The organism is Pseudomonas sp. NFXW11 (genome assembly GCF_049887815.1).
Lineage (GTDB): Bacteria > Pseudomonadota > Gammaproteobacteria > Pseudomonadales > Pseudomonadaceae > Aquipseudomonas.
In genome coordinates this window covers 667,593-691,894 of the sequence record NZ_JAGEKI010000001.1, presented here as the reverse complement: position 1 = coordinate 691,894, position 24,302 = coordinate 667,593, and the positions used below count along the sequence as shown (strand labels likewise).

Genomic DNA, 24,302 nt, shown 5'->3' with positions numbered 1-24,302 from the left:
TCCTGGCGATCCAGAGTCAAATCGGCGGGCGGAAAAAGCCGCAGCGCTGGACGAGCGGCAAGGCCGCGCCACACGACCTGGCAGCGGCGGTTTATCATGCAATGCCGTCGGCTCCTGGGCCCGTTGGCGGCCACTCCCTCTCGCCCAGCCCGGAGGCGCCCGCCATGCCCGATCCGTCTGCCCCATTTCTCGAATTCCCCGTGTGCCACGCCCGGGGCGGTACTTCCACCGGCCTGATCCTGGCCCGGGAAACCCTGCCCCCTGACCAAGCCCTGGTAGAGGAACTGCTGCGCCACCTGATGGGCGTGCCCCTGGCGGGCGAGTGGCCGGGCAACAACCAGATCACCGGCCTGGGGCGTGGCGGCCCCACCAGCAACAAGGTGTTTATCGTCGAACGTCGCCCGGGCGAGGCGCGGATGATCAGCACCCTGGCGCAGCTGGCGGCGGGCAAGAGCGCCATCGACTGGAGCGTGAACTGCGGCAATATGTCGGCGGCCCTGCCGCTGTATGCCCTGCAACGGGGCTGGCTGCAGCCCGAAGACGACGGGCGGATCGAGATCTACAACAGCAACACCCAGACCCGGATGTTCGCCCGCCTGGGCCTGAGTCATGGCCAGTTGCAAAGCGACACGCGGATTCCCGGGGTCAATGGGCTGTTTCCCGGGGTCGACCTGTTTCTCGACAACCCGGTGGGGGCCAAGACCGGCGCGTTGTTTCCCAGCGGGCAGCGGGTCGATCTGCTGGATGGCATCGCCGCCACCTGCATCGATGTGGCGGTGCCCATGGTCATAGTGCGGGCGCAAGACCTGGGCCAGAGCGGTACAGAAACCCCGGCGCAGTTGGAAGCCGACCCAGGGTTCAAGGCGCGCTTGCTGGAATTGATGGTGTTGGGCGGCCTGCGCATGGGCCTGCGCAAGCCGGACGGCAGCCTGCTGAGCGCCGAGGAACTGCGGCGCAGCGAGACCATTCCGAAGATCTGCATCGTCAGCCCGGCACGCGAGGGCGGGGATATCGCCACCCGCTACTTCACCCCGCAGAACGCCCACCCGTCCCTGGCGGTATCCGGCGGCTGCTGCCTGGCGGCGGCCTGCCTGGCCGAGGGCACCGTGGCCCATGAGTTGCTGAAGGCGGCACCACAGATAGGTGAGAAGCAGGGCGAGTACCCGCTGGCCATCGAGAACCCGGCCGGGGTGCTGGAAACCCTGATCAGCGCCCGGCGAGTGGCTGGGGAGTTGTTGATCGATGGCGCCGCTTACCGGCGCAGCGCGCAGATTCTGCTGCGGGGGCATACGCCGTTGTACAACGCATCCCCAGCCTTGCACGCGGCTTTGCTGGAACTTGGCTCAGCGGCCTAATAGCAGCGGCCTCTCAGCGATGCGGGTGCTGTTCGGGAAGAAAGGGCGGAACCTTCTGCTGCAGCAGCTCGATCAGCGCCGGGTCCATGAATTCATAGTCATCGGGAATATTCAGGCAAACCACCTGCTGCTGGTGCAACTGCGCCTTGAAGCGCTTGCGCAGTTTTTCCCGGTGGCGGCTTTCCATCACCACAATCAGCCCGGCCCATTGCACCAGCTCCGGGCCCAGGGGCACCTGGGCGTCGTGGTTGAGCCCGGCGGAGGCGGTCTCGATGCCCGGCCAGTCGGCGAAGAGTTGCTCGGCGGTGGGGCTGCGCAGGCGATTCTGGCTGCAAACGAACAGGACATTGAGCATCGGGGGGCCGGATTCCATGGCAAACGGGCGAGGGAGGCCGAGTCTTGAGGGCTTTGTGCCTCTTGTCCAGCCCTATGCCGCGGCAATTGCCTGCCAGTGGCGAGCGCTGGCAGACTGGCGCTCCGTTTTTCTGTCCGTGTCGGCTGCCATGTCCTTCAGCACTCCCCACCTGGGCCAAGCCCTGCGCCGCTGGCGCCTGTTGCACCGGGTCAAGCAGCAGCACGCCGCCGAGCTGTTCGGCGTGGCGCAGTCGAGCATTTCCCGCTGGGAAAACGGCCAGTTGCAGCTGGAACCCCAGCAGCAGGCGCAGCTGGAGCAACTGCTGGCGGCCCACCTCAGCGCCGCTGCCGATCAGGCCCTGGCCCGGCTGATTCAGGACAGCCCGAGGCCGGTGCACCTGGTGTGTGACCTGACCCATCGCCTGCTGGCCAGTTCGCCGAGCCGCGCCGCCGAGTTCGGGGTGCCCTTGAGCGAGCTGCTGGGGCGTTCGTTATGGGGCTTCTGCACTGAAGAGATAGTGCGCAGAGAGGCCGCCCTCGACGACTTGGGCTGGCGTAGCCTGCTGGCGCCGCCGTCCCTGGAGTTCTTCAGCGGCCACAACCAGTCGGCCATAGTGCCCATAGTGCCGAGCCACTGCCGCTGGACCCGGCTGAACCTCTCCGACGGCAATGCCGTGCGCCTGGTGGAAACCCTCTGAGGCGCGGCGCGGATATTTTATCCGTGGACCCAGGCAGCGCTGCCCACTAGCCTGGGCCTTTGTGTCCCTCTCTCAGGCTTTACCCATGAACAGCGAACTTCTGCGTGGCCGTCTCGATTTTCTGCGTGAGGCGGAGCGCCTCAAGGATGTGCTGCGCAGCGCCCACACCTCCAGCGGCCGCCAGGAAAGCACCGCCGAGCACAGCTGGCGCCTGTGCCTGATGGCCCTGTTGTTCGAGGACCAACTGGGCGAACTGGACCTGCTGCAAGTGCTCAAACTGTGCATCGTGCATGACCTGGGCGAGGCCATTCACGGTGATATTCCGGCGGTGCAGCAAGCCGCCCACCCGGACAAGAGCCAGCAGGAGCGCCAGGACCTGGAGCACCTGGCCCGTACCCTGGACGCCCCGGCCCGCCAGCGGCTGCTGGCCCTGTGGGACCAATACGAAAGCGCCGGCAGCGCCGAGGCCCAGGCGGTGAAGGCCCTGGACAAGCTGGAAACCCTGCTGCAGCACACCCAGGGCCAGAACCCGGCGGATTTCGACTACCGCTTCAACCTCGGCTATGGCCGCCGCTACACTGGCGCCCATCCATTGTTCCAGGCCCTGCGCGAGCAGATCGATGCCGACACCCAACGCCGTATCGACGCCGCCGGCTGAACCTGGGCCCGATGTTTTTCAAGGAGTAGCCACAGCCCATGACGCTGATCATCAGAAGCGAACGCCCGAGCGACATCCCGGCCATCGAACAGCTGACCCGTGAAGCCTTTCTCAGCGAGGCCCATTCCAGCCACACCGAGCAGTTCATCATCAACGCCCTGCGCGCCGCCGGGGCCCTGACCCTGTCGCTGGTGGCCGAGGAGCAGGGCCAGGTGCTGGGCCATGCATCGATTTCGCCGGTGACCTTCAGCGGTGGCGAGCCCAGCTGGTATGGGCTGGCGCCGGTGTCGGTGCTGCCCGGGCAGCAGGGTCGGGGCATAGGTTCGCAGCTGATCCGCCAGTTGCTCGAACAACTGCGCGAGCTGGGCGCGGCGGGCTGCGTGGTGCTGGGCGAGCCCGGCTACTACGGGCGCTTCGGCTTTAAAGCCGAGCAGGGGCCGGTGTTGCCCGGGGTGCCGGCCGAGTACTTCCAGGCCCAGGCCTTCAAGGGTGACTGCCCCAGCGGCGAGGTGAGTTTTCACCCGGGCTTCGACGCCCAGGCCTGAAGCTCGGGCAAGCCTGACCCCCGGGCGGAAAACCGCCCGGGGTGATGGATATTTTCTGCCGCCGCCATCGAGCGAAGCTATTTTTACCTTCGATTGCCGTTCACTAGGCTTTATTCGAAAGCCCTGCCTGGGGCCAGCCCGAGCGGCAGGGTAGCGCTGATCGAAGGAGAGCATCATGTCCGACCAAGGCAAGTGTCCATTCCACCCAAGCGCCGGCCAAGGCACCCGCAACCAAGACTGGTGGCCCGGCCAGCTGAACCTGAAGATCCTCCACCAGCAATCCTCACTGTCCGACCCCATGGCCGCGGGTTTCGACTACGCTGCCGAATTCAACAGCCTGGACCTGGCCGCAGTGAAGCGCGACCTGCTGGCGCTGATGACCGATTCCCAACCTTGGTGGCCGGCGGACTTCGGCCACTATGGCCCGCTGTTCATTCGCATGGCCTGGCACAGCGCCGGCACCTACCGCATCGCCGATGGCCGCGGTGGCGCCGGCAGCGGCCAGCAGCGTTTCGCCCCGCTCAACAGCTGGCCGGACAACGTCAGCCTGGACAAGGCACGGCGGCTGATCTGGCCGATCAAGCAGAAGTACGGACGGAAGATTTCCTGGGCCGACCTGATCATCCTCACCGGCAACGTCGCCCTGGAGTCCATGGGCTTCAAGACCTTCGGCTTTGCCGGCGGCCGCCCGGACGTCTGGGAACCGGATGACAGCGTGTACTGGGGCAACGAAACCACCTGGCTCGGCGACAGCCGCTACAGCGGCGACCGCCAGTTGGAGAACCCCTTGGGGGCGGTGCAGATGGGGCTGATCTACGTCAACCCGGAAGGCCCCAATGGCAAGCCCGACCCGCTGGCGGCAGCGCGAGACATTCGGGAAACCTTCGCCCGCATGGCCATGGACGACGAAGAAACCGTGGCCCTGATCGCCGGTGGCCACACCTTCGGCAAGACCCACGGCGCCGGCCCGGCCAGCCATGTCGGCCCTGAGCCCGAAGCCGCCGGCCTGGAACAGCAGGGCCTGGGCTGGCGCAGCAGCTTCGGCAGCGGAGTAGGGGGCGATGCCATCACCAGCGGCCTGGAAGTGATCTGGACCACCACCCCGACCCGCTGGAGCAACGACTTCTTCAACCACCTGTTCGGCTATGACTGGGAACTGACCACCAGCCCCGCCGGTGCCCATCAATGGAGCCCCAAAGGCGGCGCCGGGGCCGACAGCGTGCCCGACCCCCACGACCCGGGCAAACGGCGCACGCCGTCGATGCTCACCACCGACCTGGCGCTGCGTTTCGACCCGGCCTACGAGGCCATTTCCCGGCGCTTCCACCAGCACCCCGAGCAACTGGCCGAGGCCTTTTCCCGGGCCTGGTTCAAGCTCACCCACCGCGACATGGGCCCGCGTGCCCGCTACCTGGGGCCGGAAGTGCCGAGGGAGGAGCTGATCTGGCAAGACCCGATTCCAGCCGTGGATCACCCATTGATCGATGCCCAGGACATTCAGCAGCTCAAGGCACAGCTACTCGCTTCGGGGCTGAGCGTGGCGCAGCTGGTGTCCACCGCCTGGGCCTCGGCCTCGACCTTCCGCGGTTCCGACAAGCGCGGCGGCGCCAATGGCGCACGCATTCGCCTGGCGCCGCAGAAAGACTGGGAGGTGAACCAGCCGCAGCAACTGGCCCAGGTGCTGGGCACCCTGGAAGGCATCCAGAGCGCCTTCAACAGTGCCCAGGCCGCTGGCAAGCGCGTGTCTCTGGCCGACTTGATCGTGCTCGGCGGTTGCGCCGCAGTGGAACAGGCAGCGCAGAATGCCGGCCATCGCATCAGCGTGCCCTTCGCCCCGGGGCGCATGGACGCCAGCCAGCAGCAGACCGATATCGATTCCTTCGCCGTGCTCGAACCCCTGGCCGATGGCTTTCGCAACTACCTCCGGCCGGGCCAGGGCGCCAGCGCCGAAGCCCTGCTGGTGGACAAGGCGCAACTGCTGACCCTTACCGCCCCGCAACTGGTGGTGCTACTGGGTGGCCTGCGGGTACTGGGGGCCAATGTCGGGCAGTCGCCCCACGGCGCGTTCACCTCGCGCCCGGGTACCCTGAGCAACGACTTCTTCGTCAACCTGCTGGATATGGGCACCCAATGGCAGCCCCAAAGCGACAGTCACGAATTGTTCGACGGCCGCGACCGCGCCACCGGGCAGGCCAAATGGACCGGCACCCGGGTCGACTTGCTGCTGGGTTCCAATTCGCAACTGCGGGCCCTGGCGGAGGTGTATGCCAGCGCCGATGCCGAGGGGCAGTTTGTCCAGGACTTTGTTACGGCCTGGGACAAGGTGATGAATCTGGACCGATTCGATCTGCACTGAGAAGGCGGCAAGCTGGCTGAAACAGCGAGTGCCTCACCAGGGGGTCATGCTGTTCAGCCCAGCAACCGCCCAAGCGAAAAGCACCCGTGGCGAGGGAGCTTGCTCCCGCTGGGTCGCAAAGCGACCCCAACAATGGGACTGCTACGCAGCCCAACGGGAGCCAACTCCCTCGCCACCCAACCAAGGCTTTAGCGAGTCTTCAGGTAGTCATTGAGAAAGGCCTGGGCATCGCCATAGCTGGACTGGTTGCTGTCATAACCCACCCGCAGCGGCTTGGCCTGCCCCGGCAGATGCAACTCGCCATAGCCATCCTGCAGCACCAGCACCACGAATTTCTGGCCATCGACCGTGGTGAAGTAACGGGTGTCCTTGGCGGTTTGCTCTACGCTCATTTTCTGGATGCGCATATTCCAGTCGTGGTCCACATCTTCCAGCTGCACCAGCGCCTGATTGTCGCTGCGCTCACCGATGCGTAAGGTCCAGACCTTCGCCCCCTGGCCGAAATAGGCCATCATCTTGTCCGCCACCTGTGGCCGTTCCTCGGCCTGGGCCAACCCGGCCCCCAGCATCAACGCCATGGCCCACAGGGCCGCCCAACGGCTAAAAAGCTGCATCCTTCAAGCTCCTGAAAAAATACAAGGGCGGTTATTGAAGCGAAGCTGCACGGCGCTGCCAAGCACCTGAGTGCCGCAGGCAATAAAAAAACTGCTCTCACCACCCACCGTGCACCCAGCACAAGTGCGCTACCATCCGCCGGCCCGGCAAGGTAGCCGGCAAGCCCAGCTTTTTCAGGACCACACCCCATGAGCCAATTGACCGCGCTGATCGAGCAAGCCAGAGCAGGGCTTAGCGTCCAGCAAAACATCCCCGCCGCCGCTTGGGAGGCCATTGCCAAACAGTGCGCTGAAGCGGAAGTTGCCGACATCAAAACCCGCATCGCCTCGCTGAAAGCCGCCAGGGAAGCCGTCGAAGACTGGGATGGCGATACCCGGGATGACCTGTATTTTGCAATTGCCAACTTCAACCGCTTGCTGGAATTGGCCCTGGCCAATGGGCAGGGAGAATAAGCATGGCGATTGCAGATGCAGGGGATTACTTCGAGAGCAGTGATGGCGAGGTGCGGTTATGGATAGAGCAGGGCAGCTCGATTCAGATCAAGGCGCTGAGCGAGCAGGGCGATCCGGTTGAGTTGAATGTGCAGCAGGCGTTGGAGTTGGCGAGGGTGCTGCAGGTGTTTGCGGGACGGCTGCAGGAATAAATGCACTTTCTAGCCGGGCGCCGTGACATAACCGGCGACGCATTAGCGGTTGTTCCATGCTGAGCACCGGCCTAGTCTGCTTCGGTCGCTGCAACGCCAGCGACCGGGCCTGAGAACCCGATCAGATACAGGCATATTTTTGATCAGGGAGTATCAATTATGTATGCCGGTAATCTTTCTGGGCTTTGCTGCTGCACCCTTCTTCCTTCCTCGCAAAACCGCATCCTCTGCCCGCCTTTGGCGGGAGGTGCCCGATGAGCACTGCAACTCCGATCAAGACCCAGGGCTTTGTCACCTTTGGCAGTTGCGCCGACCCTGAACTCACACTGTTTCGCGTCAATGCGGATGTGCCTTTGCAACAGGCGCTGGAGCAGGCTTCAGTGCTGCTGTACTACGCCAAGAAACTCGCGCTGGATGCGGCCATGGAAGAGCAGGGCGAGCGCTATGCCTGGGCTGCGCATTTTTTGGTGGAGATGGGGAAGGCGGTGATTGATGATGTGGGGTTGGGGTTGGGGGAAAGAGGGAGTGAGGGAGGGGACTGAGTTAGGGCTATACCGTACTACGTAGATAGAGGCGCCGCTTATTGCTGGTTGGTAAGCGGCGTTTTTATGACTTCAGGGGCGGCTTTCGGCCATAAGCGGACGCTCAGCAATGGCCGCCCCATAGTGGATCAATCTTCAAGCTGGCCAGCTGTCTATGTCGGAGCGAAGGATGTCCGGCACCGCGAATGGAACGCTAACTCAAACCGATTTGCCATTCATGAGCCATCCTCCGCTTTCTTCGGAGACGAAAGCCGGTTCCTGGACCAACTCTTGGAACACATCAAGTGCTGGGAAGCTCAGCTGGCTGACTAGGCTGGGCAAGCTTTATGATGTCAGTTTGTGCAACTGGGCCCTGCGGGCCCCTTTCTGGAGGAAGGAATGCTCAAGTGGTGGTGGAAAGATCGCTGGGAAAGGAAGCTGTTTTATGGTTTTTTGGCAAGCTTCACCTTTCTCTTGATGGTGAAGATTAAGTTTCCCGTCCCTACCTTCATGGCATCACCTAACTGGGCATACTTGATTTCAGCTCTCCAGTCCAAAGCCTTCGAGGACATCGTCGGCGACCTTATGACCGGTATCGCTGCGGCTTACATCTTCTACATCTTCATTGAAATTTTTCCGAGGCATCACCGGGAAAAAAATTCACTGCGCGCCTTGAATTACATTCTGGCATCTGTAGTGGACTCGTATGTGAATATCAGGACGTTCGGCCACGAAGATCTTATTAGCCATAATGATCTGGCGCTGCTTGAATCCCAGAGCACAAAAAAACTGATTGACGAGCTACAAAGAAAGCGTGAGAGGCGGAAATTCAGCGTTCAAGATTTTGCTCGGCTCAGGGTGATGCTGGGGTGTGTGAATTCACGAATCCAAGACATCCGCTTAGCTCTCCCAATAGCTGCAAGCCTTTCTCCAGAGCATGCTCTTCAGTGGCTGCAACTGTCTGACAGAGCCCGATTAATCCATGAGCAATTCGGCAAGGAGCCTGTTGGAATGGATGGCTGCTTTGAGCCCGAGCATGTCTTTGGAACCCCTAGTAAGGGAATGAATGATAGCAATGACTTGTATGTTGCTTACAGGCAAGGCTTGACGTTCTATGCAGATGGCTTGGCTCAGCGGCTTGTGCAATTCGTTACGGAGATCGAGGCGTGGATAAAGCTGCCAGTTGAATCAGATATTAACAGGCATGAAATCCCTTCAGCTAGCTGATCGACGTCGTGAAGCGAGGAGCTTCAAAACATTGTAGATTCGCTGCGCGTAGTGTCCGCACTGGAAAGATGGCGTTGTCGTGGCCAGACATTAAAAATCAGGTAACCTGCGTGCTTGGAGCGCTGGAGAGACCTCCAGTGCAAAGCAGCTCATCAAGGACCTAACGGGGGCAGCAGATGGATTTGAGCTTGGATAAAGAGACAACTGGCGCGTGGATTATTCACCACTCTAGGAAAATTGCTTCGGATACTGCAGCACCGGCAGAGTATTCAGTTCTAGACGAAGCCGGAAAGGCTGCACAGCTTTTAATGCGGCTCGGAGAAACTAACGAATCCAATCTTGGGAAGCAGGAGGTTGCCGCAATCGCTATGGCTACCGGCCTGAACCCTCGGGTTGAGCTTCCGCACTACCTAGAGCTCCTCAAGGCTAAGCGTTTGATTGATACCGGCGGGGATGAAATTCAAGTTATAGGTGTGACGACCCGCGCAGTTTTGTCACATGCAGCCGACATTTTCAAAGATGCTCAACCGGGTATGCATGAGCATGCAGCGATTGCTATTGGGGAAATGGCGTCTCAAGCTCCAGTCTCGCTCATCATTGCCAAAGAGTTCGTTGGCGACAGTTACAGAATGAAGTCATCTGACGTTGATGATTTCATACGGCGCTCCACTGAGATTGGCTTCATAGATCAAGAGGGCGATGACCCTTCGAATATTTTGCTATTTAATGGAAACCTATTCAAAAAGGACTCAGTAAGCAAATCCGCCAGAGTACTCTCCTCTCTTTCAACAGCAGAGCAAAGTAGTTTTCTATCAATAACAGAGAAACTTAAAGGCGTAGGCTGCATTTACGCTGACAATTGCGAAAGGGAGCTTGGAGTACCACTTTTTGAGAAACTCAAGGCGGCTGGCGTTCTAGAAGTAAACACAGTTTCTAACGAGCGAGGTGATCACGCTTTTGTGACGCTACCTGGTGCTTTCCACAAATATGTAAGCCCATTGATCGACGACACTTTCGACATGGCAAAAGCCCTCGTGTCTGCCTTATCATATGGAATGCAACTACGCCCAGCCTCACAAGGGCGGATTCTTAGTTTCGACTGGATCTTGGACGCTCTGATTGCGGGCCGGACTATTGGCCCCGCTTCTGCAATCGGCGCAGACTATCGCGTTTTGGAGCAGAACCGAGTCATCCAATTGTTCCCCGCTAGTTCTGGTATGTTCCGCATGAAACTGCTAAAAAAAGAAGTTGGTGAGCTTGCCCTTCAAGTTCTCAAGCGCGGGAATGCAAATGCGGAAGCAATAAATACGCCCCCAAGCGCTCCTATGACTAATTATCAAGGGCCAGAGTACGCACGCGAGCAAACAAGAAAAAGACAATCACAACCGAGCAAGCGCCATACTCATGATATCCTGAGTACACTTCGGAGCAAGAGAGGAATCTGATAAATGGCCAAGACTGGAGATAAGGGCTACGTACTAGAGGAGCTTCTTCGAGCTTACTTTCTTCGAGCGGGAATGTACGCAGTCCGCGGTGTGCCACTACAACTCGATGGCGACGACTTAACAGATGTCGACATATGGATCTATGAGCAATCAAATGGTTCTTCTCGCAGACGTCAGATCGTGGACGCGAAGTCAAAGCTGAAGCCCAAAGCTATCGAGCGCGTATTGTGGACTAAGGGCTTGCTTGAATTACTCCAGGTTGATGGGGCACACGTCGCCACGACTGATTGCAGGTCTGTAATTAAGGACGTTGCAACGCGCCTTGGAATATCGATCCTTGATGGCGCGGATCTCAAGCGAATGTCGGAAAGTGAAAAAATTATATTTCCAGAAAGACTCAGCGAAGAAGATCTCGACAAGTTAATAAAATCGATAGATAAGGGCCGTAGGAGCAAAGAATTTCAAACTGGCTACCAAGACCTAAAGGCTGGGTTAATTGATGAATTTGGCCCAGGGACGGTGAACAGATCGCTAGATCACTTCATTGCCTTTTCACGTTTATTAGCGTCCAGTCACCCCAGTAGTCCTGCAGCCGAGACAGCGCTGCGACTAGCATATATTGCTGCATCAATAATTGCGCTGACATTAGATTTCTGTCTTGCAAAAGTTTTCTTTAAATCAGCAGAAGACAGACGAAAAACCATCTCCAACATCATTAGATTCGGCGATGAAGAGGAAGGCTCTGGACTTGAAAAGGTTCGAGTTGCTGCTGCTCTGATTGAACGCTATACACCGAATGGCCGGGCAGTTTCGCAATCAATGCTTAACTCGATACGTACAGACCTCCAAAATATCCCTGCCGAAGTGATCACGGATCATGTGTTGACGCAGATGAAAGGCGTTTCGCTATTTCAATTAGCACGCTCATTAGAATCCGAAGGATTTAGGATAAAGCCACGAGGGTTCGACCAACTAAAATTGGAGGAGAAATCCTTCCTCGGGGTGCTACTGGATTTCGCAGGGCTGGAGCGCTCAGCATTTGCGGATTCTTGGATTGGAGGCTCTGCACAGATACAGGAGGCTCCGAAAAGTACCGAGGCTAATGCGACAGGCTCACTTTTTGAAAATCTTTATTAACTGAAAGCTGGAGCATTGTCTGTTCGCACGGACAGCAATGCTCCCCAAACATGTTTTCTTATGCCCAGCTTGCCTGACGACCGATACCGGACCCTTCTAATGAATTGAATATTGATTTTGACGAGCCGGCGAACAAGTTCGGTAGCGGCGAGCTAACATGCCACGGTGTTGAGGTACAGCTACATGAACGTCCGCTTTTGGCCGAAAGCCGCCGATCAAGAGAGGCAGCAGACGGCCAGAAGCGACCTCTCAGACATTTGAACAGTCAGAGTTAGCTAGCTGGCTAAAGTAAAGATCGAAAATGCCGACATAGTGAGACGATCGCTATCATTATATTTATAAGGATGTAATTCAATGTGGGCAAAAATCGTAAGTATTTTCTTGTCTTTATTCGAAACTTGGTCAAAGCTGCCTGACGAAACAAAAGAAAAAATCATAGATTCGATTGTAGATGTTTTCAGCGATCTATTTCGCCAGCAATATAGATCATCAAAAGGCGGTTCAAGTAAGGAGCAAGGTGACGCATGAGTACAAAAGACTACTTGGTTACTAAAGCCAGTACTCAGGTATTGGCTAATGCACTGACAGATGTGGAGTTTTCGGTAGGGTCAGCAGCTATTGCAACGTTGGGCAAAACGAAGGCTGGCGAGTTTGCTGGGGAAGTTGTGGAGCTTGTAAGCAATAAAGAATTTTTGTCACAGCTAAGTAATGATATCGGTGAGCCTGCCGAAGCTGAAACTGAAGAGCAATTTATAGCGCGTGCTAAAAAAACCATGAAAGCACTTTTGAAGTCTAAGCTGAAGTAAGTTTGTTGGTGTCTTTATGGTATTTACCAATATTCCCTAGCCATACAAAAATCGAGGTCGTGTAAAGCCTTACAGTTTTTTCGCTGGCGGCACTAAGCTTTATAAATTTGACGCAAGGAGTAGGAAGTTGACCGAAAGCCCCGAGTCGCCCTCAAAACATCATGTATTTGGTCGTGCTTTGAATGATGTCGAGCATGCCATAAGTATGTATGCCTACAGTTATTGCACTATGCCTGCTGAAGCTATTTACGACAAAGCCATTTTGCAATCTATGATGAGCGTCATTGAAACGTGTCACATTTACTGCATCGGATACACACCAATTGTGGATTTCACTGGTGCAAGCCAAACGGGAGATGAACTTAATATACAACTGAATGTATTAAGCAAAGAATACACCGTAACGTACTCAATACCTGGTTTAATCTATAAGGTGGAGGACGGTTATAACTTCCTGGAGGATGCGAGCGGAGAAAGGTTTTGGCCTGATATGGAGCATGTACAAGCTCGTTTAAGCAATGAATTTAAAGCTGTTACTTTCGACGTAAAGTATATTGGCCAAGCATACGGTCAAGACGGCTCAAGAAACGCCATTGATCGACTTCTTAAACATGAAACCCTGCAAAAAATAGCGCTAAAGGGAGTTCCATTAGGATACAAACTGACTCTGCTATTACTTTCCATTCAGCCTAGCAATCAACTTATTACAATTATGAACCCATTTGCTAAAAATGGTGATAGCGGTGAAGCACGGATAAAACAAGGATTGGATAAAGCGCAAAATACTACAGAGGCGGAAAAAATTTCTCTGTATGAAGCAGCGCTAATTAGATATTTTTATCCAGAATTTAATAAGGAATTTAAGGACAGCTTTCCGTCTACTAATCTAAAAATTCTTCAAGATTGCTATGATAAGGATTTTGGCGCCGTTGTAGCTGAAATCTGCATAGATGAACTACCTTTCATGTTGTTTTCAGATAAGATTGAGCCAAAATTTTATCACGTCGCAAAGCATAACTTGCACAAGAGTGAAGATCGAAAAATGTTCTTTGGCATTTGATCTTTTGTCAGAATGAATTGCCCCTGATTTTTAGACATGGGACAACTGCTTTTGGCCGATTCCTGTCATTTGAAAAGGACATCTGCTCCCAAGACTCAGCAGCGAATTAGGGGTCTTGTCGTTATGCTCAGACACCGAGAAAGGTAGTCTCTCCTCGCTGCCACGCGAACCCAATTCTCAGTCAAGCCTGCCAATAGCACGCCCAAGATTCTCCCGCGCCTGCCGCTCAAATGCCTCGAAGTAAGGCGCACTGGTATAGATGCGCCCACGACCCAGAAACCCCTCCAGTACCTGGCGTCGCTTCAGGCGATACACCGACAACGGAACATATTGATACTCCCGGCGAACTTGCCGGTCATACTCCTCAAACCGCTCAATAGATGCCCCAAGAATCGCCAGATCCGTATCCACCAGCACTGCTTCATCCACCGACGTCGGGGCGCTGGCGTGTCGGGTCACCATGATCAGCTCGTAAAGCCTGCGTCGTACTTCTTCCGCAAGGCCGCTATCACTAGCCACCTGGTCCAACCACTGTGCGCTGCGCAGTTCGTTGTCGCTGCGCAGGGGGTCGTAGATGGCGTCGTGGAACCAGAGTGCAAGGTCGATTTCGGCAGGGGCCTGGCAGGTGGTGTTGAGCTGGCGGCGCACTTGCAGGCATTCGGCCAGATGCTGGCGGTTATGGTAGACGCGGTGGGGCTCGTCGTAGTGTCGGATTAGTTGTTCGTAGGTTTCTCGCGACGGGGCTGTGGCCCCAAGCTCCGTCCAGAGCCGAGCCCAGGCGGCAAAACTCACCGCTTCAAGGGGGCCGAGGTCGTCTGGCTCCCTGGCGTGGAATAGGTTGCTGGCTGCTGTCTGTTCGGTCATAGCGCTTGCTCCGCATCCATATAGCGCTCCACCCAGGCGATCAGGGTCGGTGCGGCGAAGGCTGTTGGCAGCAGCGGTCGAGCGCTGGTGGAGAGGGTGAAGGCGCCCTGGATAAAGCAGCTGATGCCCGCCACCAATGAGTCGAGCCCCCGGGCGCGGCGGCCGCGTTCGGCGAGGCGCTGGCGCAGCAGTTTTTTCAGCAGTTTCATCTGCGCCGCCAGCGCCGCCTGGTACACCTCGCGTACATCAGGGTCGTGCGCTGCTTGCTCGCCAATCATCACCCAGGCTGCGACCGCATCGGGCTGCGCATCCTCGCCGTAGCCCAGGTGGGCGGTGATATAGGCCTCAAGCCGTTGCTCGGCGGTTGCGGCCGAGGCGGCCCGGGATTCGTAGCGCTGCTGGGCGTAGCCGGCCAGGGCATCCACCAGGGCCACCAGGATTTCGCGCTTGTCGCGGAAGTGGTAGTGCACCAGGCCAGGGGTAAGGTCGGCGTGCCGGGCGATGGCCGCGATGGTGGCGCCCGGGTAGCCGGTGTTGGCCATCACGGCCTGGAGTGCCGCCACGATCTGGCTGCGTCTTTCATCGGTGTTCGAGCGCCGTGCCATGTGCGTATTTCCAATATTGGTCACACAACCAGCTTAGCATTGACATTGATCTTGCGGCACCCTAGCTTTCGCAATATTGGTTGTGAAACCAACTTTGGAGAGTGCGATGAATTCCTTCGCTGAACTGCTGCTGGCAAGCGCCGCTGTACCCTCGGCCTCGGTCGAGCTGCCGTTGGGTGACTCGGTGCGCTGTGTGCTGGTCCACGGCTTTCTCTCGGCCAGCGAGTGCCAGGCCCTGATAGAGGCAACGGAGAACTGTGGGTTCGTCAGCGCCGGGCCCGACTATCCGTCTTCCTACCGCGACAATGACCGGATCGTCGCCGACGACCCGGCCCTGGCCCAGCGACTGTTCGAGCGCTTGACCCACTGCGCCTCGCGGTTGCCGGAGCTGGGTACTGTGCTCGATGAGGACGGCTGGCGCCGGGTCGGCATCAATGAGCGGCTGCGCTTTTGTCGCTACCGGCCCGGCAGCCAGTTTCGTGCCCATCAGGACGGGGTGCACCATCGCCAGGGCAGCGAGTCGCGCCTGACCTTTATGATTTACCTGAATGACCATGCCTTCAGCGGCGGCGAGACGCTGTTCTTCGAGGAGCGCTCCGCGGCCATGGCGAACCAGGGCGTTACCCTCAGCCTACGCCCGCGCCAGGGCAGCCTGATCCTGTTCGACCACCGGCTCTGGCACGCCGGCGCCATGGTGGAGTCCGGGCAAAAATACGTGATGCGCAGTGATCTGATGTACGAGCCTGAGCATTGCCCACAAGCCGAGGGGCCCTTCCAGCCGGGCCACCGCGGTTACCTCTGGGCCCTGGCCGACCTGGGTGACAGGGGTTTTGCCAGTGCCGGGCGTGACGCCAGCATCCGGCTTTGGGATCGCCAGGGCAGCGGGCTGGGGCAGCTTGAGGGGCATACACAGTCGATCCTGGGGCTGGTGGAATCTGCGCCGGGCGAGCTGGTTTCCCACTCGCGGGACCGTACGATTCGCCATTGGTGCTTGGCGAGTGGGAAATCCAAAGTACTCGGCACAGCGGATTCGGCCGTGCTGTCCTCGGCAAAATTAAGCTGTGGCCGCCTGGTGACCGGGACCGCTGACGGCAGTGTGACGCTGTGGAACCTGGAGACAGGTGCCGCGGATAGTGTTCAGGCCCACGACTGCTGGGTCTGGGCGCTCGCGCCTTTGGCTGACGGTGGTTTCGCCAGCGCATCGGAGGATGGCAGGGTCAAGCTGTGGCAGCCCGAGGGCTGGCGCTGTACTCAGGTGATCGATCTGGGCCGGCCGCTGCGGACGCTGGCGACTTGGGTCGATAGCGAGGCGGGCATCATCCTGGCCGCGGGCGATATCGACGGCAGGGTGCATCTGTTGGCCATCGACCCGACACTGAAGCACCTGGATAGCCTTGACGCCCACTACGGCCCGGTTCGGCGTGTGCGATTTGAAGCCAGGCAGGTGCTGCTGACTTGTGGCGAGGATGGATTGGTTCGACGGTGGGATCTGCGATCACGCCAGAGTGTTGTGATTGGGCAACATGAGAACTTTGCAACCGATGTTCTGCCAATGGGCGGCGGTGGTTGGATCAGCTGCGGATATGATGGCCGGATAATCATGCAGGGCGCCAAGGCCTAGCGCTTTGAGGTCGGCAACAGGGAAGGAAACAAATGAAGTTTAAAGACGGTGACAGGGTAAAAATCAAGCCCCACTTGTGGTGGCCGAATGGCGCAGTTGGGGTGGTTTCCTTACCTCCAGAGTTTATAAACGAAGCCATGGCGGGTGAGGTGGAGCTCACGGGTACTCAGCGAACCATTGCTGGAAAAGACCGAATTATTACCAGTATTTGGATCAAATTTGACGAGCCGACGATGGATTACAGTGATGACGGCCCCTACACCGGCGGAGAGGTTCGCATGGAATATTTGGAGCCTATATGAAACAGCTCGGTGTTATTTTCCCGTCCCGCGGTATCTGCTTCCGTTAAGCCAGAAGCGAATCTAAAGGCGTTTGCATAATATCTGCCTCTATCTCCCATCTACATGAGGTGCCTGATGTCTGGCCGCTACTCCCCGTCCCCAACAAGAGCTGCACAGGACCTGCAGAACGCACGCACGCTTTTGGGAAAGCGACTGAGCTTGCTGCTGCACAACCAGTATTATTTCAATGAGGAGAGGGACCTGAGAGACATAGGCTCTCTAGAGTGGCGTTTTGGCGATCGAGAAGTTTTGTCCATGTATCTTCTGAGTGATGGCGAGAGAGTAGGAGCGGACTTACTGCCATCTGATACGCCAGATTCCTTCGAGATAGAGCCGAACCAGACCTGCTCCTGGAAGAGGGAGAATCTGCTTGCAGGTTTATCAGCAACCCGCCTCGAGAACACAAGAATTTGCGCAGTTGAGGGGATTCTTGACTCCTTCAACGGGCAAGAGCCCTGGTTGGCCGGATTCAGAGTTACGTTCGAGACCAATGACTCTTTGATCTACCTTAACCAAGGCGACGATGCTGTCGTATTGATTAATACACTACCGCCAGTAAGTCCGGACCTCGAAACCCGCTACGTTAGTTTCATTTAATGGCAGCTCCGGGTTGACCGCGGCCCTTGGTGAGGAGCGGCTTTCTACTGTGAGGTCAACCAGTTGACACCATTAGCTAAGTCGCCCTGCGGGTGTTTCTTAGCCCAGTGTTTCTCGAACTCGACATCATTCTGAAGTCTGTATAACTAAACCCTCTGTTTAAGAAATCAAACATGGCCGTTGCAATCATCGAGTTCAGAAAAATGCTTGAAGCCGCTCGGCGCTATCTAGCGGGAGTCGGCACCCTCGCTGAGTTGAACGGTCGGGTAAGGGCGACATTGGAGGCCGGTCATTTCTGGAGAGCAGCGGCGCCGCTAATGGAAACTGCCCGAGACTGGGAACGCATGGTTAACCGCACTTGGAATGAGATGGGTGAGCAAGGTGCTCCGCTGAGCGAGATCCAGTTCAGCGAATGGTTGCGGCAACAGTTCTATTTCCCCGCCCGCGATATCCAGTAAGTCACTCAAGCCCCCTCAAAACGTCGGCGGCGTAATCACCCACAACACCACCGCATCCTCCTCCCCAGGATTCCCATACTTGTGCGGCTCCTGGCTGGAAAAACTAAAGCTATCGCCCTCGCTCAGCTGAAAATAGCGTTCCCCCACCCACAGCTCGAAGCACCCCGACAGCACATACCCGGCTTCCTCGCCCTCGTGGCTGTAGCTCTCCTTGCTGTAGGTGCCCGGGGGAAAGCGTGAGTGCAAAAACTCCAGCTGGCGGGTCGGCTGCGGGGTCAGCAGTTGGTCGACGATGCCGTTTTCATAGTTGACCTGCAGCCGCTGTTTCTTGCGCACCACATAGCCTTGGTCTTCCGGTGCGGTCTGGGTTTCGCTGGCGAAGAACCATTGGATGGTCACCCCCAGGCTACGGGCGATATTGAACAGGGCGGGGATGGAGGGGTAGGCCAGGTTGCGTTCCAGCTGGCTGATGTAGCCGGCGGTGAGTTCGCTCTGCTTGGCCAGTTCACTCAGGGTCAGGCCGCGGCGTTTGCGCAGGCCACGAATGCGCGTGCCGAGAAACTGCGGGCCGCCGGGGGCGCCCAGGGCCTCGCTGTCGGTGACGGACCGGGCCTCGGGCGACGGGGCGGTGGGCGGCGTCTTGCTGCGGTTGTTCATGGCGGGCTCCAGGCCGGGAAGGCGGGCGCATCCGAGCGCCCCGCCTGCAAAAGCCCTGGAGTATAAAACAGCCTCAAAGCGCCCAGGCGACTTTCAAGCCTTCATGGATGGCTTCTTCCACGGTGCGCGGCGCCAGGCAGTCGCCGATGCGCTGGAATGGCACCAGGCCCTGGAGTTGCTCGCCCAGGTCGTCCACCGCTTGATGGCCCTGGCACAGCACCAGGCTGTCGACGTTTTCCAGCAGCATGGGTTCGCCGCTGGCCGTGTGTTGCAGGTAGACCGTGCTGTCGTCGCAGCCGTAGAGGCGGGCGTAGGGAATGATCGGAATCGCCAGCTTGTGCAGCTCCCCGGCCAGTTGGTCGCGCACATACAGCGGCAGGCTTTCGCCGCAGTGGGTGCCATTGACCGCCAGTTGCACCTGGTGCCCGGCGCGCACCAGGCGCTCGGCGATGCCGGGGCCGATCCAGTCGCAGCGCCAATCGACCACCACCACGCTGCGGCCCAGTTGCACTTCATCGCGCAGTACTTGCCAGGCGTCCACCACTTGCAGCTCGCCGCCGCGCTCGAAGTTCGGCCAGTAGGGCTGGGCGCCGGTGGCGATGATCACCTGATCGGGTTTTTCCCGCTCGACCAGGGCGCGGTCGACCCGGGTGTTGCGCAGCACCTCAACGCCCGCCAACTGCATCTCCCGTTGCAGGTTGGTGCTGGCGCCGCCGAACTCGCTGCGCCGGGGCAGCAGCTGCGCCAGCAGTACCTGGCCGCCGAGCTGGCTGCCGGCTTCGTAGAGGGTCACCTGGTGCCCGCGCTGGGCGGCGACGGCGGCGGCTTTCATCCCGGCCGGGCCGCCGCCCACCACCATGATCCGCTGGCGCCGGGCAATGGCCCGGGGTTGGCCGTAGATCAGTTCGCGGCCGGTTTCCGGGTGCTGGATGCAGGAAATCGGCAGGCCCTTGTGGAAGTGGCCGATGCACGCCTGGTTGCAGGCGATGCAGGCGCGCACATCCTCGACACGGCCGCTGTCGCTCTTGTTGGGCATTTGCGGGTCGCAGATCAGCGCCCGGGTCATGCCGCACACATCGGCCTGGCCCCGGGCGATGATCGCCTCGGCTTCCTGGGGCTGGTTGATGCGCCCGGTGACGAACAGCGGAATGCTCAGCCCGGCCTTGAAGCTGCCGGCCTCGCGGGCCAGGTAGGCCGCTTCCACCGCCATGGGCGGTACGATGTGCACCGCGCCGCCGAGGGAAGCCGAGGTGCCGGCCACTATATGTACGTAGTCCAGCTGCCCTTGCAGGTGTTGCACCGCCGCCAGGGATTCGTCCTCGGTCAGGCCTTCGGGGTCACGCTCATCGGCGGAAATGCGCAGGCCGATGATGAACTCGGCATCGGTGCTGGCGCGCATGGCGTCGAGCACTTCGCGGATAAAACGCAGGCGCTGCTGCAGCTCGCCGTTGTAGCCGTCAGTGCGACGGTTGACCCGCGGGTTGAGGAACTGCGCCGGCAGGTAGCCGTGGCTGGCCACCAGCTCCACACCGTCCAGCCCGGCCTGATGCAGGCGCCGGGCGGCGTCGGCATAGCCCTGGATGATCTCCTCGATCATCGCCTGGTCCAGGGCCCGGGGCATCACCCGGAAGCGCTCGTTGGGCACCGCCGACGGCGCGTAGGCCACCGCCAGCAGGCCATCGGCCGACTCCATGATTTCCCGCCCGGGGTGGAAGATCTGCGACAGCACCACAGTGCCGTGGGCGTGGCAGGTGTCGGCCAGGCGCCGGTAGCCGTCGATGCAGCTGTCGTCGGTGGCCATCAGCACATGGCTGGTGTAGCGCGCACTGTCATGCACCCCGGCCACCTGCAGCACGATCAGGCCGACACCGCCTTCGGCCCGGGCCCGGTGATAGGCAATCAACTGTTCGTTGACCTGGTTGTCGGTGGGCATCGAGGTGTCGTGGCCGCTGGACATGATGCGGTTCTTCAGGCGTTTGCCGCGGATCTGCAACGGCTCGAACAGGTGGGGAAAGGCGGGCGCGAGGGTCGTCATGGGGCGGGGCTCCAGGCTGGCCGGCGGAATGGGGCAGGGCCGCGGCGTTGTTATTATGAGCCTATACAAATTTACCTGTAGTAAAAAATCAACTTGTTTTTTTACTGGTGCTTGCAGTAGCTTCGATCCGTGCCCGTTTCCGGGGCCCACCTCACAACAATAAAAAAGGGCCATGCCGCCGCGTGCGGCGTGGCACCGCGACGAGGAACCAGCGATGAAAGCGCTCTCTTGCAAGTGTGTTCGTTCTTTCCTGGCCCTGAGCCTGGCCACGGGGCTGACCCTGGGGCAGGGCAGCGCCCAGGCCGCCCCCGACATGGTGGTCGTGGGCTACGGCGGAGCCGGCCAGAAAGCCCAGGATGTGGCGTTGTTCCAACCCTTCAGCCAGGCCGATGGCAGCAAGCTCATGCAGAGCGAGTACAACGGCGAGATGGCGCGGATCAAGGTCATGGTGGACACCGGCAATGTCGACTGGGACCTGGTGCAGATCGAAGGCCCGGACCTGATGCGCGGTTGCGACGAAGGCATGTACGAGCGCCTCGACTGGAAAGCCCTGGGCCGTGCCGAGCAGCTGATTGCCGATGCCGCCCAGCCTTGCGGTTCGGCGGTGCTGGTGTGGAGCGTGGCGATTGCCTACGACCGCAACAAGCTGGCCCAGGCCCCCGCGTCCTGGGCGGATTTCTGGAACGTCAAGCAGTTCCCCGGCAAGCGCGGCCTGCGCAAGCGCGCGGTGTACAACCTGGAGTTCGCCCTGCTGGCCGATGGGGTCAAGGTCGAGGATGTGTACAAGGTGCTGGCCACCCCCGAAGGCGTGGACCGGGCCTTTGCCAAGCTCGGCGAGCTCAAGCCCTATATCCAGTGGTGGGAAGCCGGGGCCCAGCCGGCGCAATGGCTGACCGCCGGCGATGTGGTGATGACCTCGACCTACAGCGGGCGCATCGCCGCCGCGGCCCAGGGCGGTGCGCCGCTGGCGGTGGTCTGGCCCGGCAGCCTGTACGGCATGGACTACTGGGCGATCATCAAGGGCTCGAAACACGTGGACCAGGCCAAGCGCTTCATCGCCTATGCCAACCGCCCCGAGGCCCAGGTCAAGTACGTGCAGCAGATCCCCTACGGCCCCACCAATACCCAGGCCGCGGCCCAGCTCGACCCGGCCCTGGCACAGTGGGTGCCCACCTCGGAACAGAACCTCAAGGGCGCCCTGGCGATGAACGTGGAGTTCTGGGTCGACCATGGCGAGGAGCTGGAAGAGCGCTTCAACGCCTGGGCCAGCAAGTAGCCCAGACGGGCTGGACGTCGCCCGACGTCCGGCCCTATTGTTGCCCGGCCCACCTGCCTGGAGAAAACCAATAATGAACAAGACCGCTCCCAGCTCCGCCCCCAGCGCCCCGGTGCGCGACGCCAGCGAACAGCGCCTGCGCGAAGAGTTGGCGGCCTGCTACCGGCTGATCGCGCACTTTCGCATGACCGACCTGATCTTCACCCATATCTCGGTGCGCCTACCGGGCCCCGAGCACCATTTCCTGATCAACCCCTACGGCCTGATGTTCGACGAAATCACCGCCTCCAACCTGGTGAAGATCGACCTTCACGGCCAGGCCGTGGAGCCTTCGCCCTACCTGGTCAACCCCGCGGGTTTCGTGATCCACAGCGCCATCCACGGCGCCCGGGAAGATGCCCAGTGCGTGCTGCACACCCACACCAAGGCCGGTTGCGCGGTGGCGGCGCTGAAGTGCGGGCTGCTGCCGGTAAACCAGATTTCCATGGAGTTCTATGGCCGCGTGGCCTACCACGACTATGAAGGGGTGGCCCTGGACCTGGCCGAACAGCAGCGGCTGGTGGCCGACCTGGGCAACCACAGCGTGCTGATGCTACGCAACCACGGCCTGCTCACCGTGGGCGAGACCGTGAGCCAGGCGTTCCTGCGCATGTACTACCTGGAGAAGGCCTGCGAAATCCAGCTGGCGGCCCAGGCGGCGGGGGAGATTGTGCTGCCCCCGGCGGCGGTCTGCGCCCATACCGAACGCCAGTTCAACGACCCGGGCCGGCCCTTGCAGGAAGGCGAGCTGAACGACCCGGACGCCATGCAGCTGGCCTGGGGCGCGCTGTTGCGCCTGCTGGACCGGGTGGCGCCCGACTACCGCGAATGAGCCCGAGGGCAGGGCTGGATCAGCGTGGGCGGCCTGCTGTACAGTCGTTCAGTTTTCGCCCTCCGGCCACTGCCCAAGGAACCTGCCCATGAGCCAGGAAGCGCGCTTTTCCCGCCTCGAACCCGACCTGCGCAAGGCCGAGCTGATCGAGGCGACCCTGGTCTGCCTCAAGCGCCACGGCTTCCAGGGCGCCTCGATCCGCAAGATCAGCGCCGAGGCCGGGGTCTCGGTGGGGCTGATCAGCCATCACTATGCCGGCAAGGACCAGCTGGTGGCCGAAGCCTACCGCGCCATCACCACTCGGGTGATGAACCTGCTGCGCGAGGCCATGGCCCAGGCCGCGCCCGATCCGCGGCAACGGCTGTCGGCGTTCTTTCGTGCCTCGTTCTGCGCCGAGCTGTTGGACCCCAGGCTGCTGGATGCCTGGCTGGCGTTCTGGGGCGCGGTGAAAACCGCCGAGGCAATCAACCTCGCCCATGAACATTCCTACGCCGAGTACCGCAACGAACTGGCCGGGCTGCTGGGCCAACTGGCGGGCGACCAGGGCTGGGCCGGGTTCGACGCTGACCTCGCGGCCATCAGCCTCAGCGCCTTGCTCGACGGCCTGTGGCTGGAATCCGGGCTCAACCCCGGCACCTTCAGCCCCCAGCAGGGGGTGCAGATCTGTGAAGCCTGGGTCGAGGGGCTACTGGCCAGCCAGGGGCGCGGTTTCATCAGGCCGACATAGGGCTGTTGATCGGTTGTTCAGTAATGGCTAGGCTGCTGCGTTGTAAGTGATCTCTCTAATAAAAATAATCAGGAACACAGGCGATGACTCCTCGGGTTTTGATCGTCGACGACGATCCGCTGATTCGCGAATTGCTCCAGGCTTACCTCTCGCAAGAAGGTTATGAAGTGCATTGCGCCGCCACCGCGGAGCAGGCCGAGGCCTTTCTCGGCGAGCACACGGTGGACCTGCTGATGCTGGATATCCGCCTGCCGGGCAAGGACGGCCTGACCCTGACCCGCGAGCTGCGGGTGCGCTCGGAGGTGGGGATCATCCTGATCACCGGGCGCAATGACGACATCGACCGCATCGTCGGCCTGGAATGCGGCGCCGACGACTATGTGATCAAGCCCCTCAACCCTCGCGAACTGGTGTCCCGGGCCAAGAACCTGATCCGTCGCGTGCGCCATGCGCGCCAGCCGCAACCGGCGGCGGTGAGCCCAAGTTCGGTCAAGCAGTTCGCCGCCTGGGCCCTGGACACCGACCGCCGCCGGCTGATCGACGCCCGGGGCGGCGAAACCCTGTTGACCCACGGCGAATACCAGCTGCTGAGCGTGTTCCTGCGCAACAGTGGCCATACCCTGAGCCGCGACCAGTTGATGGACCAGATCCGCAACCGCGAATGGGTGCCCAACGACCGCTCCATCGATGTGCTGGTGGGCCGCCTGCGACGCAAGCTGCACGACGACCCCGCCGAGCCGGAGCTGATCATCACCATCCACGGCGCCGGTTACCTGTTCACCGCCAGCGTGGCCGCCTGAATTGCGCCACCGTGCCCTGGGTCTGGGTCT

28 protein-coding genes are annotated in these 24,302 nt (G+C 59.9%); 22 read left to right on the top strand and 6 right to left on the bottom strand.

All coding sequences use genetic code 11. From position 1 onward, the window contains the following. The first annotated feature begins 164 nt into the window (after positions 1–164). The gene (locus J4P02_RS03010) at positions 165–1,355 is read left to right on the top strand and encodes a PrpF domain-containing protein (RefSeq protein ID WP_426187618.1); all 1,191 of its coding nucleotides are present in this window, start codon (positions 165–167) and stop codon (positions 1,353–1,355) included. Positions 1,356–1,368: 13 nt separating this feature from the next. On the opposite strand, the gene J4P02_RS03005 is transcribed toward J4P02_RS03010, so the two are convergent. Beyond that, positions 1,369–1,710 (bottom strand): low molecular weight protein tyrosine phosphatase family protein, encoded by a 342-nt coding sequence (locus J4P02_RS03005; RefSeq protein ID WP_426187616.1) that lies wholly within the window; start codon positions 1,708–1,710, stop codon positions 1,369–1,371. Positions 1,711–1,858: 148 nt separating this feature from the next. Between J4P02_RS03005 and J4P02_RS03000 the strand changes: the two genes are divergently transcribed. The 4 genes from J4P02_RS03000 (at position 1,859) to katG (ending at position 5,966) form a co-directional block, all read left to right on the top strand. Beyond that, the gene (locus tag J4P02_RS03000) at positions 1,859–2,407 is read left to right on the top strand and encodes a helix-turn-helix domain-containing protein (RefSeq protein WP_426187614.1); all 549 of its coding nucleotides are present in this window, start codon (positions 1,859–1,861) and stop codon (positions 2,405–2,407) included. A gap of 85 nt (positions 2,408–2,492) precedes the next feature. Further along, positions 2,493–3,065, top strand: coding sequence for an HD domain-containing protein (locus tag J4P02_RS02995; RefSeq protein ID WP_426187612.1), 573 nt, complete (start codon positions 2,493–2,495; stop codon positions 3,063–3,065). Positions 3,066–3,103: 38 nt separating this feature from the next. Continuing rightward, entirely contained in the window at positions 3,104–3,610 is a 507-nt protein-coding gene (locus tag J4P02_RS02990; protein WP_426187610.1) for a GNAT family N-acetyltransferase, read from the top strand. 175 nt (positions 3,611–3,785) lie between these two features. Then, a complete protein-coding gene (gene katG / locus J4P02_RS02985; RefSeq protein ID WP_426187608.1) occupies positions 3,786–5,966 on the top strand; it encodes a catalase/peroxidase HPI in 2,181 nt (726 codons plus the stop codon). A 188-nt stretch (positions 5,967–6,154) separates the two neighbouring features. On the opposite strand, the gene J4P02_RS02980 is transcribed toward katG, so the two are convergent. Then, positions 6,155–6,580: a hypothetical protein gene (locus tag J4P02_RS02980; protein ID WP_426187606.1), complete on the bottom strand. Its 426-nt coding sequence runs from the start codon at positions 6,578–6,580 to the stop codon at positions 6,155–6,157. A 189-nt stretch (positions 6,581–6,769) separates the two neighbouring features. Here J4P02_RS02980 and J4P02_RS02975 point away from each other — a divergent pair, with 189 nt between their 5' ends. From J4P02_RS02975 to J4P02_RS02935, 9 genes are all read left to right on the top strand, one after another. Further along, positions 6,770–7,033 (top strand): hypothetical protein, encoded by a 264-nt coding sequence (locus J4P02_RS02975; protein WP_426187604.1) that lies wholly within the window; start codon positions 6,770–6,772, stop codon positions 7,031–7,033. Positions 7,034–7,035: 2 nt separating this feature from the next. Further along, positions 7,036–7,224 (top strand): DUF6360 family protein, encoded by a 189-nt coding sequence (locus J4P02_RS02970; protein WP_426187602.1) that lies wholly within the window; start codon positions 7,036–7,038, stop codon positions 7,222–7,224. 254 nt (positions 7,225–7,478) lie between these two features. After that, the gene (locus tag J4P02_RS02965; protein ID WP_426187600.1) at positions 7,479–7,766 is read left to right on the top strand and encodes a DUF3077 domain-containing protein; all 288 of its coding nucleotides are present in this window, start codon (positions 7,479–7,481) and stop codon (positions 7,764–7,766) included. Positions 7,767–8,144: 378 nt separating this feature from the next. Next, complete coding sequence (locus tag J4P02_RS02960) at positions 8,145–8,972, top strand: hypothetical protein (protein ID WP_426187598.1); 828 nt, start codon at positions 8,145–8,147, stop codon at positions 8,970–8,972. 188 nt (positions 8,973–9,160) lie between these two features. Continuing rightward, positions 9,161–10,417, top strand: a complete 1,257-nt coding sequence (locus J4P02_RS02955) for a hypothetical protein (protein ID WP_426187596.1) — start codon at positions 9,161–9,163, stop codon at positions 10,415–10,417. 3 nt (positions 10,418–10,420) lie between these two features. Beyond that, positions 10,421–11,554 carry a hypothetical protein gene (locus J4P02_RS02950; protein WP_426187594.1) on the top strand — a complete coding sequence of 378 codons (1,134 nt, stop codon included), beginning with the start codon at positions 10,421–10,423 and terminating at the stop codon, positions 11,552–11,554. A gap of 354 nt (positions 11,555–11,908) precedes the next feature. Next, a complete protein-coding gene (locus J4P02_RS02945; RefSeq protein ID WP_426187592.1) occupies positions 11,909–12,082 on the top strand; it encodes a hypothetical protein in 174 nt (57 codons plus the stop codon). Continuing rightward, positions 12,079–12,360, top strand: a complete 282-nt coding sequence (locus J4P02_RS02940) for a hypothetical protein (RefSeq protein WP_426187590.1) — start codon at positions 12,079–12,081, stop codon at positions 12,358–12,360. The genes J4P02_RS02945 and J4P02_RS02940 overlap by 4 nt, the downstream gene beginning before the upstream one ends. A 127-nt stretch (positions 12,361–12,487) precedes the next feature. Beyond that, positions 12,488–13,420 carry a hypothetical protein gene (locus J4P02_RS02935; RefSeq protein ID WP_426187588.1) on the top strand — a complete coding sequence of 311 codons (933 nt, stop codon included), beginning with the start codon at positions 12,488–12,490 and terminating at the stop codon, positions 13,418–13,420. Positions 13,421–13,597: 177 nt separating this feature from the next. Here the strand turns inward: J4P02_RS02935 and J4P02_RS02930 are convergent, their stop codons facing one another. Together J4P02_RS02930 and J4P02_RS02925 are read right to left on the bottom strand one after the other, a co-directional pair. Further along, positions 13,598–14,284 carry an HD domain-containing protein gene (locus J4P02_RS02930; RefSeq protein ID WP_426187586.1) on the bottom strand — a complete coding sequence of 229 codons (687 nt, stop codon included), beginning with the start codon at positions 14,282–14,284 and terminating at the stop codon, positions 13,598–13,600. Beyond that, the gene (locus tag J4P02_RS02925; protein ID WP_426187584.1) at positions 14,281–14,889 is read right to left on the bottom strand and encodes a TetR/AcrR family transcriptional regulator; all 609 of its coding nucleotides are present in this window, start codon (positions 14,887–14,889) and stop codon (positions 14,281–14,283) included. The genes J4P02_RS02930 and J4P02_RS02925 overlap by 4 nt, the downstream gene beginning before the upstream one ends. Positions 14,890–14,995: 106 nt before the next feature. Here J4P02_RS02925 and J4P02_RS02920 point away from each other — a divergent pair, with 106 nt between their 5' ends. The 4 genes from J4P02_RS02920 to J4P02_RS02905 all read left to right on the top strand — a co-directional run bounded on the left by J4P02_RS02920 (position 14,996) and on the right by J4P02_RS02905 (position 17,906). Further along, complete coding sequence (locus tag J4P02_RS02920; RefSeq protein ID WP_426187582.1) at positions 14,996–16,510, top strand: 2OG-Fe(II) oxygenase; 1,515 nt, start codon at positions 14,996–14,998, stop codon at positions 16,508–16,510. A gap of 32 nt (positions 16,511–16,542) precedes the next feature. Continuing rightward, positions 16,543–16,812, top strand: coding sequence for a hypothetical protein (locus tag J4P02_RS02915; protein ID WP_426187580.1), 270 nt, complete (start codon positions 16,543–16,545; stop codon positions 16,810–16,812). A 114-nt stretch (positions 16,813–16,926) separates the two neighbouring features. Beyond that, positions 16,927–17,448, top strand: a complete 522-nt coding sequence (locus J4P02_RS02910) for a hypothetical protein (RefSeq protein WP_426187578.1) — start codon at positions 16,927–16,929, stop codon at positions 17,446–17,448. 173 nt (positions 17,449–17,621) lie between these two features. Beyond that, positions 17,622–17,906 (top strand): hypothetical protein, encoded by a 285-nt coding sequence (locus tag J4P02_RS02905; protein WP_426187576.1) that lies wholly within the window; start codon positions 17,622–17,624, stop codon positions 17,904–17,906. Between the two features lie 15 nt (positions 17,907–17,921). Here J4P02_RS02905 and J4P02_RS02900 read toward each other — a convergent pair whose 3' ends face one another. Continuing rightward, positions 17,922–18,563 carry a cupin domain-containing protein gene (locus J4P02_RS02900; RefSeq protein WP_426187574.1) on the bottom strand — a complete coding sequence of 214 codons (642 nt, stop codon included), beginning with the start codon at positions 18,561–18,563 and terminating at the stop codon, positions 17,922–17,924. A gap of 73 nt (positions 18,564–18,636) precedes the next feature. Then, the gene (locus J4P02_RS02895; protein WP_426187572.1) at positions 18,637–20,598 is read right to left on the bottom strand and encodes an FAD-dependent oxidoreductase; all 1,962 of its coding nucleotides are present in this window, start codon (positions 20,596–20,598) and stop codon (positions 18,637–18,639) included. 214 nt (positions 20,599–20,812) lie between these two features. On the opposite strand from J4P02_RS02895, the gene J4P02_RS02890 reads away from it, so the two are divergent. The 4 genes from J4P02_RS02890 (at position 20,813) to J4P02_RS02875 (ending at position 24,272) form a co-directional block, all read left to right on the top strand. Further along, positions 20,813–21,874, top strand: a complete 1,062-nt coding sequence (locus tag J4P02_RS02890; protein WP_426187570.1) for an ABC transporter substrate-binding protein — start codon at positions 20,813–20,815, stop codon at positions 21,872–21,874. Positions 21,875–21,947: 73 nt separating this feature from the next. Continuing rightward, the gene (locus J4P02_RS02885; RefSeq protein ID WP_426187568.1) at positions 21,948–22,745 is read left to right on the top strand and encodes a class II aldolase/adducin family protein; all 798 of its coding nucleotides are present in this window, start codon (positions 21,948–21,950) and stop codon (positions 22,743–22,745) included. Positions 22,746–22,833: 88 nt separating this feature from the next. After that, positions 22,834–23,472 carry a TetR family transcriptional regulator C-terminal domain-containing protein gene (locus tag J4P02_RS02880; protein ID WP_426187566.1) on the top strand — a complete coding sequence of 213 codons (639 nt, stop codon included), beginning with the start codon at positions 22,834–22,836 and terminating at the stop codon, positions 23,470–23,472. An 83-nt stretch (positions 23,473–23,555) separates the two neighbouring features. Continuing rightward, positions 23,556–24,272 (top strand): response regulator, encoded by a 717-nt coding sequence (locus J4P02_RS02875; RefSeq protein WP_426187564.1) that lies wholly within the window; start codon positions 23,556–23,558, stop codon positions 24,270–24,272. Positions 24,273–24,302 lie beyond the last annotated feature (30 nt).

What these genes read in the sequence shown, in the direction of transcription:
- J4P02_RS03010 (WP_426187618.1), top strand. Translation starts at nt 165, where the DNA reads ATGCCCGATCCGTCTGCCCCATTTCTCGAATTCCCCGTGTGCCACGCC.
- J4P02_RS03005 (WP_426187616.1), bottom strand. Translation starts at nt 1,710, where the DNA reads ATGCTCAATGTCCTGTTCGTTTGCAGCCAGAATCGCCTGCGCAGCCCC.
- J4P02_RS03000 (WP_426187614.1), top strand. Translation starts at nt 1,859, where the DNA reads ATGTCCTTCAGCACTCCCCACCTGGGCCAAGCCCTGCGCCGCTGGCGC.
- J4P02_RS02995 (WP_426187612.1), top strand. Translation starts at nt 2,493, where the DNA reads ATGAACAGCGAACTTCTGCGTGGCCGTCTCGATTTTCTGCGTGAGGCG.
- J4P02_RS02990 (WP_426187610.1), top strand. Translation starts at nt 3,104, where the DNA reads ATGACGCTGATCATCAGAAGCGAACGCCCGAGCGACATCCCGGCCATC.
- katG (WP_426187608.1), top strand. Translation starts at nt 3,786, where the DNA reads ATGTCCGACCAAGGCAAGTGTCCATTCCACCCAAGCGCCGGCCAAGGC.
- J4P02_RS02980 (WP_426187606.1), bottom strand. Translation starts at nt 6,580, where the DNA reads ATGCAGCTTTTTAGCCGTTGGGCGGCCCTGTGGGCCATGGCGTTGATG.
- J4P02_RS02975 (WP_426187604.1), top strand. Translation starts at nt 6,770, where the DNA reads ATGAGCCAATTGACCGCGCTGATCGAGCAAGCCAGAGCAGGGCTTAGC.
- J4P02_RS02970 (WP_426187602.1), top strand. Translation starts at nt 7,036, where the DNA reads ATGGCGATTGCAGATGCAGGGGATTACTTCGAGAGCAGTGATGGCGAG.
- J4P02_RS02965 (WP_426187600.1), top strand. Translation starts at nt 7,479, where the DNA reads ATGAGCACTGCAACTCCGATCAAGACCCAGGGCTTTGTCACCTTTGGC.
- J4P02_RS02960 (WP_426187598.1), top strand. Translation starts at nt 8,145, where the DNA reads ATGCTCAAGTGGTGGTGGAAAGATCGCTGGGAAAGGAAGCTGTTTTAT.
- J4P02_RS02950 (WP_426187594.1), top strand. Translation starts at nt 10,421, where the DNA reads ATGGCCAAGACTGGAGATAAGGGCTACGTACTAGAGGAGCTTCTTCGA.
- J4P02_RS02945 (WP_426187592.1), top strand. Translation starts at nt 11,909, where the DNA reads ATGTGGGCAAAAATCGTAAGTATTTTCTTGTCTTTATTCGAAACTTGG.
- J4P02_RS02940 (WP_426187590.1), top strand. Translation starts at nt 12,079, where the DNA reads ATGAGTACAAAAGACTACTTGGTTACTAAAGCCAGTACTCAGGTATTG.
- J4P02_RS02930 (WP_426187586.1), bottom strand. Translation starts at nt 14,284, where the DNA reads ATGACCGAACAGACAGCAGCCAGCAACCTATTCCACGCCAGGGAGCCA.
- J4P02_RS02925 (WP_426187584.1), bottom strand. Translation starts at nt 14,889, where the DNA reads ATGGCACGGCGCTCGAACACCGATGAAAGACGCAGCCAGATCGTGGCG.
- J4P02_RS02920 (WP_426187582.1), top strand. Translation starts at nt 14,996, where the DNA reads ATGAATTCCTTCGCTGAACTGCTGCTGGCAAGCGCCGCTGTACCCTCG.
- J4P02_RS02915 (WP_426187580.1), top strand. Translation starts at nt 16,543, where the DNA reads ATGAAGTTTAAAGACGGTGACAGGGTAAAAATCAAGCCCCACTTGTGG.
- J4P02_RS02910 (WP_426187578.1), top strand. Translation starts at nt 16,927, where the DNA reads ATGTCTGGCCGCTACTCCCCGTCCCCAACAAGAGCTGCACAGGACCTG.
- J4P02_RS02905 (WP_426187576.1), top strand. Translation starts at nt 17,622, where the DNA reads ATGGCCGTTGCAATCATCGAGTTCAGAAAAATGCTTGAAGCCGCTCGG.
- J4P02_RS02900 (WP_426187574.1), bottom strand. Translation starts at nt 18,563, where the DNA reads ATGAACAACCGCAGCAAGACGCCGCCCACCGCCCCGTCGCCCGAGGCC.
- J4P02_RS02895 (WP_426187572.1), bottom strand. Translation starts at nt 20,598, where the DNA reads ATGACGACCCTCGCGCCCGCCTTTCCCCACCTGTTCGAGCCGTTGCAG.
- J4P02_RS02890 (WP_426187570.1), top strand. Translation starts at nt 20,813, where the DNA reads ATGAAAGCGCTCTCTTGCAAGTGTGTTCGTTCTTTCCTGGCCCTGAGC.
- J4P02_RS02885 (WP_426187568.1), top strand. Translation starts at nt 21,948, where the DNA reads ATGAACAAGACCGCTCCCAGCTCCGCCCCCAGCGCCCCGGTGCGCGAC.
- J4P02_RS02880 (WP_426187566.1), top strand. Translation starts at nt 22,834, where the DNA reads ATGAGCCAGGAAGCGCGCTTTTCCCGCCTCGAACCCGACCTGCGCAAG.
- J4P02_RS02875 (WP_426187564.1), top strand. Translation starts at nt 23,556, where the DNA reads ATGACTCCTCGGGTTTTGATCGTCGACGACGATCCGCTGATTCGCGAA.